At 51.9% G+C, this 11455-nt stretch carries 11 protein-coding genes and 1 pseudogene; 5 read left to right on the top strand and 7 right to left on the bottom strand.

The genetic code is table 11. The annotated features are described in order from the left end of the window. Position 1 precedes the first annotated feature (1 nt). Positions 2-139 (top strand): annotated as a pseudogene (locus IEV54_RS17430) (glutathione S-transferase N-terminal domain-containing protein); the annotation flags it as partial. 103 nt (positions 140-242) lie between these two features. Here the strand turns inward: IEV54_RS17430 and IEV54_RS03135 are convergent. Then, the gene (locus IEV54_RS03135; RefSeq protein ID WP_150277278.1) at positions 243-701 is read right to left on the bottom strand and encodes a GNAT family N-acetyltransferase; all 459 of its coding nucleotides are present in this window, start codon (positions 699-701) and stop codon (positions 243-245) included. Positions 702-1039: 338 nt separating this feature from the next. Between IEV54_RS03135 and IEV54_RS03130 the strand changes: the two genes are divergently transcribed. Next, positions 1040-1792, top strand: coding sequence for a BRO-N domain-containing protein (locus IEV54_RS03130; RefSeq protein WP_150277279.1), 753 nt, complete (start codon positions 1040-1042; stop codon positions 1790-1792). A gap of 48 nt (positions 1793-1840) precedes the next feature. On the opposite strand, the gene IEV54_RS03125 is transcribed toward IEV54_RS03130, so the two are convergent. The 5 genes from IEV54_RS03125 to IEV54_RS03105 form a co-directional block, all read right to left on the bottom strand. After that, positions 1841-2611 carry a hypothetical protein gene (locus tag IEV54_RS03125; protein ID WP_150277280.1) on the bottom strand — a complete coding sequence of 257 codons (771 nt, stop codon included), beginning with the start codon at positions 2609-2611 and terminating at the stop codon, positions 1841-1843. Continuing rightward, the gene (gene dgt / locus IEV54_RS03120; protein WP_150277281.1) at positions 2553-3998 is read right to left on the bottom strand and encodes a dGTP triphosphohydrolase; all 1446 of its coding nucleotides are present in this window, start codon (positions 3996-3998) and stop codon (positions 2553-2555) included. The genes IEV54_RS03125 and dgt overlap by 59 nt, the downstream gene beginning before the upstream one ends. A 126-nt stretch (positions 3999-4124) precedes the next feature. Then, positions 4125-4823: a hypothetical protein gene (locus tag IEV54_RS03115; RefSeq protein WP_150277282.1), complete on the bottom strand. Its 699-nt coding sequence runs from the start codon at positions 4821-4823 to the stop codon at positions 4125-4127. 188 nt (positions 4824-5011) lie between these two features. Beyond that, positions 5012-5641 (bottom strand): hypothetical protein, encoded by a 630-nt coding sequence (locus tag IEV54_RS03110; protein WP_150277283.1) that lies wholly within the window; start codon positions 5639-5641, stop codon positions 5012-5014. Between the two features lie 30 nt (positions 5642-5671). Further along, positions 5672-6541 (bottom strand): restriction endonuclease, encoded by an 870-nt coding sequence (locus IEV54_RS03105; protein WP_150277284.1) that lies wholly within the window; start codon positions 6539-6541, stop codon positions 5672-5674. A gap of 391 nt (positions 6542-6932) precedes the next feature. Between IEV54_RS03105 and IEV54_RS03100 the strand changes: the two genes are divergently transcribed. Next, positions 6933-7667, top strand: a complete 735-nt coding sequence (locus IEV54_RS03100) for a substrate-binding periplasmic protein (RefSeq protein ID WP_150277285.1) — start codon at positions 6933-6935, stop codon at positions 7665-7667. Between the two features lie 116 nt (positions 7668-7783). On the opposite strand, the gene IEV54_RS03095 is transcribed toward IEV54_RS03100, so the two are convergent. Then, complete coding sequence (locus IEV54_RS03095) at positions 7784-9784, bottom strand: peptidase U32 family protein (RefSeq protein WP_150277286.1); 2001 nt, start codon at positions 9782-9784, stop codon at positions 7784-7786. Between the two features lie 367 nt (positions 9785-10151). Between IEV54_RS03095 and IEV54_RS03090 the strand changes: the two genes are divergently transcribed. Beyond that, entirely contained in the window at positions 10152-10547 is a 396-nt protein-coding gene (locus IEV54_RS03090) for a DUF4398 domain-containing protein (RefSeq protein WP_150277287.1), read from the top strand. A 46-nt stretch (positions 10548-10593) separates the two neighbouring features. Next, complete coding sequence (locus IEV54_RS03085) at positions 10594-11436, top strand: OmpA family protein (RefSeq protein WP_150277288.1); 843 nt, start codon at positions 10594-10596, stop codon at positions 11434-11436. The last annotated feature ends 19 nt before the right edge of the window (positions 11437-11455 follow it).

Here is an 11455-nt window from a genome sequence, read left to right as displayed (position 1 = left end):
CTTGGCGATCGCTGGGAAAACCGGGTTTCTCAAAACTCCAGCTAGGCTAGATGAACATTTCATACTGAGCAGATCACCCGTGATCGAGGATGGCGACCTGGTGATATGTGAATCCGGCGCCATCATCGACTACCTGGTCAGCCGCTACGGCGCAGTAACATTTGCCCCACCTGCCAACACCCCCGCACACGCCCGCTACGTGCAACGGCTGCACTTCGCCGAAGGCTACGTACCCTCCCGGACTAGAGCTTTCGGTGCATCAACCAGTGCTCCTTACCCCAAGCGTGGAAAAGCTCCACATATTCCCATCCGCGCTTGGCGTAGTAGTCACCACGATCATGGGTATGCAAGTACAGTCGTTCATAGCCCTTGGCACTAGCTTGGGAGTAGACGCCCTCAATCAGCTGTTCCGCCAATCCGCGCTGCCGTGCCTGCGGGGTAACAAAAACGCACGCAAGCCAGGGCCCCAAGTCCGGACGCTCGGGCAAATCGTTTTTAGCTAGTGCAGCCCCGCCTAAAAGCTCGCCGTCCTCCAGGGCAACAAGGGTGTGCCACTCCCCGTTGCTCTGGCCGTCCCTGAACTCCCGCTGCCAATCAACCAGTGGCTGCTCACTGTATTCGTATGCAAACTGTTGATGTACCCACAGCGCAAAGGTATCGCTGTAATCCAAGTGATCACGTAATGAAACTAACCGGGGCATGTGAATGGCCTTACCGCTTTATTAGGGGCGAGATCTTAGCAAATGACGGAGTTGTTCGCTGCGGTTCGCGGGTAGGCAGGTCCACGCCAGATTGACGTATTCACTGAGGAAGCTTAGGCAAAAAACAAGACCTGACTCTCGGCTGCTGCCTGCCTATTTCTAGTGCTGACTGCCAGCCAATACGTGAGATATGATCATATGGCCCCCATTTTCGTGATGAGCTCGTGAGTGTATTGGGATAACATATCGGTTCGAATAAAGCTATTGAACAGAATCGCCAGATAGTCGAAACATGAACTTTTTTAAGCTTCGCGCCCTAACAACAGGAGTTCAGCTTGATGACTGACACAAATTTAATACTTTCTTATCCTGAAAATGGAAAAAACATAAGGACCATTTATCGTAACGAAGAAGTATTCTTTTGCTTAGCTGACGTTGTACAGATACTAGCCGAGCAGAATACAAAACTAGCCGCCGACGAAAAGAAACAAGGCTTAGGCGGTTTAACCAAAGCACTCCTCGACTCGCTTGATCCGGACGAAAAGTATTTTGTACCAGAAATAAATTTAACTCACTTACAGGATTCTCAATTCGTCTCTCAACCGGGCCTATTCCGCATAATCTTGCGAGACAACAGCCCTGCTTGCAAAAAATTTCAAAGATGGGTTTTTCATGACGTTTTGCCTTCATTACAAAAATTCGGAACTTACCCGCCACCAAGCGTGCCACAGGGCTCCGACGTAAAAAAAGCAGTAATGCTACTTCTTGATGAAATTGAGGAGAGAGAACGATTAGAACGGGAGACAAGGGAGCGCTTTCTCGTGACTGAGAGAAAGCTTAATGAACTCAGTGAACGCTTATCTGAAACTGAATCACAGCCTGCTTACGGCATTGTCTACATGTCAGTTGAGCGGCACAGTGAAGGAGAGTTACGAGATGCCAGGGAACTACAGCACATACAGGGATGGTGTATTAAAATTTGCGCTGAAGAGGGCTACTCAAGCAGAAAGGTTATTGTTGATGGAAAAGAATGCATCACCTTTCCAGAAATAGTTCTCACAAAAGCAAAAAAACAAATTGCGGAAATATAAAATCGGGGCTCGAAAAACAACGGCAGGCCTACCTACCCAACCGTTAACTTAAAAATCGAGCCCATAATTTCTACCTTTTAAAAAAATCTCGGTCCCAAAAAAATCTGGCTTCACGAGCAGCAACTCTTTCCTTAATAGAGTGATTTCCGATCTCGAAAAATATATTTTCCCCTTGCCCTCAACCTGTGCATCATAAATCTCCTCTGGTGTCCTTTTTTCCAACTGATCTTGCAAAAATGCCAAAGCCTTTGGCATTAGGTAACGCGCCCTGCCGTCGTGAATTGATCGGAGCAACCGCATCAGCACACCGAGCTCACTTGGATTCTCAGCTAAAACTAATTCTAATTTTCCGTGCTTTAGCTCCTCAAAATAGCCACTATTTACAAAAATCTTCCTACTCTTGAAAGAATATAAGATAGCATCCCAATTAGAAACTGTAGTTTTCAACAGACTTCTTCGATCAATAAAATTTACTAATCCTTTCTTGAAGGCCCAAGTTTCACGAACAGACCATACGTCGACATCCCAGCCACCTATCTGAAAACGGTAGCCACCAAATTTATTTCTATACGCATTAGGAATCGACTGAAAAAACACATCCAAACTTTCTTGCTCGCACTCGACCACAAGATCTACGTCAGAGTAAAATTCTTTAATACCAAACATCGCCACATCACGCAACAAACCGCCAAATACAAGCACCTCCCCCACATGGGACAACTCGCCAATAAAGCAGCTAACCTCGGTGAATCTTGATGATTCAAATATCCGCTGGACGCGCTTCCGCAGTATCTCCGAACTCGTAGCAATGTCGATCATATAAAGGTTTAAGCTCCGAATGTAATGCAATTAGGTAGCTATCAGTCATACCCGAAATAGCATCAGCTAAGAGCTGCGCCTCCTTGTAATTAACAGAAAATGAATTATTACAATCCAAAAAAACACGTCGATAGCTTTCAGAAATTCTAGAAAAAGCGTAACGCCCAAATGGCGTAATGGAATAACCCGTAGAATTTAGATTACCTCTTATACCAACCCAAAGCATATCCATAGCTTCATGTATATAATTATGCCCTTTTAGCTCAAGCTCTAAAACGCTTTTATGTCTAAAACCATACTCTAGATCAAATTTTTTAAGCGTTTGACATAATATTTTAGAATCAGATACACCAATAAGCCCTTTGTAAAGGGGCTCACCAACCATTAAATCGCCAATATTTTCCGAAAAGCCTTTAACGACGGAACCAACCATACTCGTTATTGCATTTACCCTAAACATCTGCATTGAGCAATCATTGAGCTCCTGCGGACTTAATGAACTATCTTCGAACTCTTTATTCTTCCGCCTCGAGTGTTCGATAACGCTTGCGACTGTTTCATCAGCAGCGCAATTTTTTTCCAAATACCGAATCAGGTCGTAGTATGATGCTAGCCCTTTTTTAACCGTATCTTCAGCATCAAGCACAGAGTATGCGATATCGTCACAAGCCTCCATTATATATGTCAGAGGATGCCTGACCCCCTCCGACAGGCCCGTAGCCTCCCATACTTCCTGCACCATATCTTTTTCTGAATCGAAATAGCCTTGTTTTTTCCACCTTTCGGAGTCGGTCGAGGTGGCTGGCACTGGATATTTTATTAAAGCACCCAACGTAGCATAAGTTAGATTCAAACCGTATTCATCATTTAAAATTTGTAACTTAGTAACCAAACGCACGGTTTGAGCATTGCCATCAAACTTTAGAAAGTCCAAAGCCTCCGATTCGGTATCGAAAATTTTTCCCTTATTTTTTGAAAACCAGCTCTGAATTGAATATTCGCCTTGGTGCCCAAAAGGCGGATTGCCCAGATCGTGTACTAACCCTATTGCAGCCAAAATAGCGGGCACGCTTCTTTGAACAAACTCTGGGCAACCAGCGTCTCTGAAGTGGTCGTATTGCTCGTACGCCAACCGTAGCCCAATGCTCCGAGCCAAAGTCGAAACTTCGTGAGAATGAGTAAGCCGTGTCCTCACGCTGTCATTTTTATCTAAGGGGAAAACCTGAGTTTTGTCAGCCAAACGCCTAATAGGGGCAGAGAACAGGATCCGATCATAATCCCTTTCTATTTCATACCTACCATTGGGAGAAGCCAGCCCCCTGCTAGGCACTTCTTTGAGTCGATCTTTTCGACGGCCTTGATTTAACAATTCTTTCCAATTAAGCATAAACACATCCTTTTTAATATTAGCGCTTGTATGGGGTGCTTTGACTGCCTCAACACAAACAAGCTTTGTCCATTTCCTTATAATCCAATAAATAGCTTTATTAAAACTCTCTCATCCCACTCTTATCTAGAAAGTGCGTGGGATAAATTTCTGAATCAACTCAGGTATGCCAACTTGCCTTGCATAATTCTCGGAACAAAAACATGACCCACATTCTCTCGCTATAACTGGACACCTTCCAAGACCCCAAGTTTGCACCGCTTCATTCATAGCCTTTAATGACTCCTGCCCCAAGTTGAGATTGGTGTCAATCGATAAACGGGGATCATCTACAGTTATATCTCTTAGGTAATCAAATGACAGGGGGCGCCCAAGCCGCCTAATTGTTACCATTTTTCGATGTCTTTCATACTTGTCCCACTCTAGCGCCAACTCTTCTACATCTCCAAAATATTTTTGAGCATTATCTGTAAGACCACTCCAATAAACTGGGTTATTTTTAGTAACCCATACTTGCAGCTCTTCATCTAACAACAGATCCAGATCAAGTCTAAATAAAGAAGGACCGTAGTGATTCTGCCGCCCGAAGTGCCGATGCAGGTCTACTGTATCTAAAAAAATATCATCGAATACATCATGCTTTTTGTCTATATTGTCGGATTCTTGTGGTGTCTGATATAGGCCTTTTTCTTCAACGTATTTCCTCGAAAGCAAGCCATTTTTTGCAATATAGGTCAGGGAGGTTGCTATCGTGTTCGCGTGGAATAGGCTTGAAATACCCTTTTCCAGAAATAGTTCATACAACCCAAGGTTATTTAGCCGCATAAAATTCTACTCATCAATTGCAATGTCATCTAATTTCTGTACAGCATAGCCATGGCTTTTATATTCTACATAATTTGCGCGTAATTGGGGTCAGATGAGAATTAGATATTCCGCTCATTTGCTGACCTAGCTGATTTTCCGTCTCGAACTGAAGTCCGGCCCGTTAAAGCCGACATCGAAGCTGGATCTCACTCCGCCGGGTTATAAGCAGCAGCCCTCCGGCACGCCGGTGAGTTCCAGTTACTACTGCTATGGCAGAGTCGGTTATGAGCCTTTTTCATCAGTGCCTTGAACCGCCTGCATTCGATACTACCTGCCGGGGCGTAACACGTAGGCGTTTCATGCTTGATCCCACCAAAATGGATTTTTCCCTCCTCCTTAGGAGCCTCGTAGGCGATGGGTTTGCGCATAGCGATGGTATTCACCTGCGTGGCAGGAACGTAGTTCGAATCGTTGAAAACCGTCTGCTTTGAATTCAGCGGGGCCTCAGCATTTTCATCGAGGCTGTCGCGGTACATCTGCTCTACCTGCCGATCGTAGTCGTCGTCGGTCCACTCAATAGATGCTTGTGGCGCGCTGGTTTGCTGAGTGGTGACCGGAGGTGGATTCACCAACCGGGTTTGACGGGTGTCGATCGATGCAGCGGAGGGCGCGGTTGCAGTCTGCACGGTTGTTTGCGGCGGAGTGGGCTTGAACGCTGCATACGCAACACCAGCGGCCAGCACGGCCATAACCATGAACCACAAAGCGATACGTGGGGGCTTATCTCCCCTGCGCCGTCTAATGCGATCCGGTGCGTCATCCCAATCAGAGTACATAGCTGCCCTCCTTCACTCGCACGTCAGACATCAACCGCTTACCGTACCTGTACACCGTGGATACTTTGAACAGCCCCAAAAGGCGTTACCCGCATTTGCTCCCCGCTTGGCCAGTCGCCTAACCATGGCCGCGCTGCACACTGGGCACAATGGCTCTGTGTTGGTGACGGGTGTCATGGCAGGCGCTACTGGCGGGGGCTTTATTTCTACGGTTGGTGTTCTGATCGTGTGCTGCTGCGCTATCCAGCTCTTGAGCGCTACGCCGTCAATCAACTCGATATTCCGGCCGCTAGCGAAGGCTTTGGCTTCTTTGGTGAACTGGCCTGAGGTCACCACATAGCCACCGGCTGCGCCTTCGGCTGCCATGGCGCCGAAGAATTCGCGCACCACGGGCAAGCCCACCTTAAGCGCGCGCCAGTGCTTGCACTGCACCAGGTACTTTTCGCCATCCTTGCGCAAGATCAGATCAATACCACCGTCCGCACCTTTGCCGCCGGTTTCGGTAATGCTGTAACCCTTGCGCCGAAAGGCCTCGCCTATCAGCAGCTCGAACTGCGGCCAGCTGAGGCCATCAATGGTCTTGCCGGGCTGGGTAGCGGATTTGACGTCGTTAAGGAGTTTCTTGCGCCGCTGGCGGCCGAATACGGAGCCGATGGCGCCGAACACGCATACCAGGGGAATCAGGTATTGGCCGAACATGGCGAAGGTGTGCCATAGCTGGCTGATCATCACGCCGGACATGTCGCTGATCTGCACGCCGGCAGGGACAACTACGGGGCTGCTGGCCACGGGATTCAGGATCAGCCAGCTAACGAACCCGATGAGCAGGCTGGCCCACCAGGGCAGACGGGAAAGAGCGACAACAACATCTTCAAACGATGAACTACGTTTACGCGCCATCCATGGGCTCCTGAGAGTGGCTTAATGCCTTATCTCAAAGGTAAACCTTCCGGTGTACAAAAACCACCTTGTCTTGGCCTGAAATGAAGCGATACCGGCCGGAGAATCGCCTGCGACCCTGGCCTAAATCAGTTGATCATCACCGTAGATTGTATCCTGGTATTAAGCCGCGATTGTGTCCCTACCATATCGGCTATAGTTTTTGAGGATAGCTCTGTCAATACCAGGCAAGGTGATTCTGGTGTAGAGACTGAGGCCCACCCAGATGAGCCACGCCGAGCTAGTTACGGGTTTGCTGACTGCCGATATCCTGGCTAGGTATGCCGCGCTGTAATTGAACTGTAACGAGCACTCGTATGATTCAGGTGAAAGGAATCAAAAGGTTCAAGTAATGAAAACCAAACTCGTACAGCTCATTGCCGCTTCTGTATTTTCGGCTCTTTCATCAAGTGCAGTCGCTGATACCCTCAAACTGACTTCTCTGCATTGGCCTCCTTATGCCGGTCCCGAGTTACAAGGCCAAGGCGCCTCGGTTGCAGTCGCAAAAGCGGCGCTTGAAGCTATGGGGCACACCCTGGAAGTTGATTTCTTTCCGTGGTCCAGGGCCGTTGCCTTGACTAAAAAAGATGACAGCTACATAGGTTACTTTCCCGAATACCTTTATGAGTCAATTGAGTTTGTTTTCTCCGACCCGCTGGGTACAGGTCCCTTGGGCCTGGTTGAGCGTTCGTCAAATCCGGTCGAGTGGGAAAATCCCGGAGATCTTAAAGGCTACAGACTCGGCGTGGTTCAGGACTACGTAAATACCGAGCAGATCGACGCCATGATCGCGTCCGGAGATATCGAAGCATCAACGGTTACTGCCGATACGCAAAATATTCTGAAAGTAGCAGCCGGGCGGATTGACGTCGCGGTCATCGACAGCAACGTGTTTGACTACCTTCTGGCAAACAATCCGCAGGTGTCGAGGGTCAGGAATACTGTCCAGATGAACGACAGACTGCTTGTGGAAAAAAACCTGCACATTGCCTTCAAAAATAATGCCGAGGGCCGGAAGTGGAAGGCGATCTTTGACGAAGGACTGCAGAAGATCGATGTTCAAGGCATTTTGGAAGCCAGTATGTAGCGGGTTGAGACTCGAGCTTCCAGGGTGGCGCCTGTGTATGAACGGGGGCTGATGCTTAAGGTTAGACCCGGGAATGGCGGAGTCCTTCCCGGGGTAGTTACTGCAGTTGCCCTTTCTTAAATGGCCTTGAGCGGTATGGTGTTTTGCCGCTGATCTGGCGTGATCGTTCCGACAATATTGGCGGCGCTGCCGGGCAGGGGTTGGCGCAGGATATTGCCTTTGATCTTGCCGATCACGTGCATTTCGCAGGGTTTGCAGTCAAACTTCAGGGTCAGGGTTTCGTTGTCGTGCACTAGCTGCATGGGCTTGGCGTTGCTGCGCACGCCGGTCACGCCCTTGGCCTGTTTCGGGCACATGTTGAAGGAGAAGCGCAGACAGTGCTTGGTGATCATCACCGGTACTTCGCCCAGTTCCTCGTGGGCCTCAAAAGCTGCGTCAATCAGCTCAACGCCGAAACGCTGATAAAAGGCCCTCGCCTTGTGGTTGTAGACGTTGGCCAGAAAGCTGAGGTGCGAGTCCGGATAAACCGGCGGCGGGTTGCTGACTGCCTTGCGGCTGCCATGCGGGTGGGCGGCGAGACGCGCGCTGTCCAGCTCCTCGACGACCGCACGGCGTAGGGCCTTGAGACGTGAGATCGGCACGAAGGGGATGTTCTCCAGCGCTACGTCTGTGCCTTCGCAGTGGTACTGGGTATTACCCAGTTGGGTCAGCAGGTCGGCGATCTGGCTGCGGGCGCGTTCGATGTTCTGGGCGGCTTCGAATGGGCCATCCAGGATCTGGCTGACTGTTACGCCCTCTTCACTGCGTGCGCTGAGCGTCAGCGCCTGGGCATCGCCGCCAAGCGTCCAGTGCAGGCCGACACGGCGCTCGGCGGAGGTTTTCTGCAGCGCCTGCTGCCAGTTGTGGTCAAGGTTGCGGCTGAGTGTCTGCCCGGCGCGAGCGCGGCGCAGGGCTTCAGGCAGTTCGTTGGGTTCGATGCGGTAATGCCAGCGTGGTTGCCCTTCTTCGTCCTCGTGCTGGCTTAACAGCTCGGCCACGTTGGCCCGAAAGCCGACGACCTCACGCTTGACCAACACATTCAGCCCGTCGCCATTGCTCAGTGGCTCATGACTGCTGACCAGCAGATCATTCTTGCGTACCTGTTGCAGCTCCCCTACCGGTAGCCCGGTGAAGGTCGGCGTGTCGAAGGCGCCGATGTCCAGCTTGCGGTCATTGACGAAGTAATCCGTGCTGCCGCGGTGAAAGGTCTTGTCCGGGTCGGGTACGAAAAAATGGGCGCTGCGCCCGCTGGAGGCGCGTGCCAGGTGCGGACGTTCGGCGAGCACCGCGTCCAGTTGCTGGCGATACCAGGCGGTGATGTTTTTCACATAACCCACATCCTTGTAGCGGCCCTCGATCTTGAACGAACGAATGCCGGCATCAACCAGCGCGCCCAGGTTGGCGGTCTGGTTGTTGTCCTTCATCGACAGCAGATGCTTTTCATAGGCGATCACCCCGCCGTGCTCGTCGGTCAGGGTGTAGGGCAAACGGCAGGCTTGCGAGCAGTCGCCGCGGTTGGCGCTGCGTCCGTTCTGGGCGTGGGAAATATTGCATTGGCCGGAGAAGGCCACGCACAGCGCACCGTGCACAAAGAACTCCAGCGGTGTGTCCACCTCCTGGTGAATGGCCTGGATCTGCTGCAGGCTCAGTTCGCGCGCCAGCACCAGTTGGGAGAATCCGGCCTGCCCGAGAAAACGCGCTTTCTCCAGGGTGCGGATATCGCACTGGGTGCTGGCGTGTATCTCGATCGGGGGAATATCCATTTCCATGATGCCCATGTCCTGCACGATCAGCGCATCGACTCCGGCATCGTAAAGCTCATGAATCAGCTGGCGCGCCGGCTCGAGTTCGTTGTCATGCAGGATGGTGTTCAGCGTGACGAAGACCCGCGCGTGGTAGCGATGGGCAAAGGGCACCAGCGCTGCGATGTCTGCCACGCTGTTGGCTGCGTTGTGCCGCGCGCCAAAACCGGGGCCGCCGATATACACCGCGTCGGCGCCATGCAGGATGGCCTCACGGGCGATGTCGGCATCACGCGCCGGGCTGAGCAGTTCGATGTGGTGGGCAGGCAGGGACATGGCGGCAACCGTTTGGGGCAAAGAGCGAATTGTAACGGCATGAGGCCAAGGGTGCACCTTGTGGCGACAATGACCGGGAAGCTAGAGCCCCCTTTCAACCTTATGCCTGGCCGTTGGCGCCTTGGCCGAGGTGGAGGCGAGGGATTACGCCATCTGTATCAGGCGTATGGCTTCAAAGGCGCATTCTGGAGCCTTTAGTTTGCTTTTAAAGTGGAACGATTGTCAGAAGGCAGTGTCTACACCTTTGCCAGAAATCCCTGTATGTCCGGCCCGGAAGCAGATGATCGGCTATGAATCAAAAGAATCAAAAAAATGCTTGCGGCCGCTGTTCTGATCCGTCAGGCGAGATTTCCATTGGAGACTGATCATGAACATGAACACCATCAAAAACCCCCTATCGCATTTCCGACTGCCCATGCTGGCAGCTGTGGCTTTGGGTGGTCTGCTGCTAGTGGGTTGCGCGGGCAATCCCCCCACTGCCCAGTTCGCCCTGACCGAATCAGCGGTGAATAGCGCAGTCAGTGCCGAGGCTACTGAATATTCAGCGGTAGAGATGCGTTCCGCACGGGAAAAGTGGAAGCAGGCCGAAATGGCAATGCAGGAAAAGGACTATGACAAGGCTCGCGTACTCGCCGAACAGGCCGAGTGGGATGCACGGGTTGCCGAGCGCAAGGCACGGGCCGCCAAGACCCAAAAGGCCCTGAAGGACGCCAACCAGGGGATAGAGGATCTGCGCGAAGAGGGTATGCGCAGCGCCGAGTGATCAAGACGTCCATTTCCCAATCGCCTTCAGCCAAGGATTACCCACTATGAACAAATTAATGACTATTTCCACCGTGCTCGCTGCGGCCATCGGCCTGTCTGCCTGTGCTTCACAGCCCAACAGCAATCTGGAGCAGGCTCAGGCGCAATATGCCCAACTGCAAAGCGACCCCCGCGCCAGCCAGATGGCCGCACTGGAAACCGAAGACGCTGGCCAGGCTGTCGATCAGGCCAGCCAGGCCTTTGAGAAAGGTGACAAGGAGCGCGTCGACCAACTCTCTTATGTAGCCAAGCGCCGCATTGAGCTGGCCGAGCAGACCATCGCTTTGCGGTCTGCCGAGGTAGAGCTGGAGCAATCCGCTGCCAAGCGCGCCGAAGCTCAATTGTCTTCACGTGAGCAGCAACTGCAATCAAGCAAGCAACAGCTGAAGTCAAGTGAGCAGCAACTGGCATCACGTGAGGAGCAGATCCGCAGGTTACAGGACGAGCTAGAGGCTAAGCAGACCGCACGCGGTACGCTGGTTACCCTGGGTGACGTGCTGTTTGACGTCGACAAGTCTGATCTCAAGCCGTCGGGCCAGCGCGACGTGCAGAAGCTTGCCAGTTTTCTGAATGACAATCCCGAGCGCCAGCTGGTGGTTGAGGGCTATACCGACAGTACCGGTGCCGATTCCTACAACCAGCAGCTGTCGCAGCGCCGTGCCGAGTCGGTGCACCGTGCGCTGACCCGTGCAGGTGTTGATTCCCAGCGGGTGCAGGTTGTCGGCTACGGCGAGCAATACCCCGTCGCCAGCAACGGTTCGGCATCCGGTCGGGCCCAGAACCGCCGCGTGGAAGTAACCATCTCCAATAATGACCAGCGTGTAGCACCGCGTTCGTCGATGGAGTAAAGCGCACCAGGGCATCGCT

This window comes from Halopseudomonas salina (genome assembly GCF_014637955.1).
Taxonomy (GTDB): Bacteria; Pseudomonadota; Gammaproteobacteria; order Pseudomonadales; family Pseudomonadaceae; genus Halopseudomonas; species Halopseudomonas salina.
Note: the sequence above shows the minus strand (reverse complement) of the source record. Positions and strands in the feature narration are given on the sequence as shown.

Bases quoted from the DNA above. Each gene is read 5' to 3' on its own strand.
- IEV54_RS03135 (WP_150277278.1), bottom strand. From the start codon at position 701: ATGCCCCGGTTAGTTTCATTACGTGATCACTTGGATTACAGCGATACC.
- IEV54_RS03130 (WP_150277279.1), top strand. From the start codon at position 1,040: ATGACTGACACAAATTTAATACTTTCTTATCCTGAAAATGGAAAAAAC.
- IEV54_RS03125 (WP_150277280.1), bottom strand. From the start codon at position 2,611: ATGATCGACATTGCTACGAGTTCGGAGATACTGCGGAAGCGCGTCCAG.
- dgt (WP_150277281.1), bottom strand. From the start codon at position 3,998: ATGCTTAATTGGAAAGAATTGTTAAATCAAGGCCGTCGAAAAGATCGA.
- IEV54_RS03115 (WP_150277282.1), bottom strand. From the start codon at position 4,823: ATGCGGCTAAATAACCTTGGGTTGTATGAACTATTTCTGGAAAAGGGT.
- IEV54_RS03110 (WP_150277283.1), bottom strand. From the start codon at position 5,641: ATGTACTCTGATTGGGATGACGCACCGGATCGCATTAGACGGCGCAGG.
- IEV54_RS03105 (WP_150277284.1), bottom strand. From the start codon at position 6,541: ATGGCGCGTAAACGTAGTTCATCGTTTGAAGATGTTGTTGTCGCTCTT.
- IEV54_RS03100 (WP_150277285.1), top strand. From the start codon at position 6,933: ATGAAAACCAAACTCGTACAGCTCATTGCCGCTTCTGTATTTTCGGCT.
- IEV54_RS03095 (WP_150277286.1), bottom strand. From the start codon at position 9,784: ATGTCCCTGCCTGCCCACCACATCGAACTGCTCAGCCCGGCGCGTGAT.
- IEV54_RS03090 (WP_150277287.1), top strand. From the start codon at position 10,152: ATGAACATGAACACCATCAAAAACCCCCTATCGCATTTCCGACTGCCC.
- IEV54_RS03085 (WP_150277288.1), top strand. From the start codon at position 10,594: ATGAACAAATTAATGACTATTTCCACCGTGCTCGCTGCGGCCATCGGC.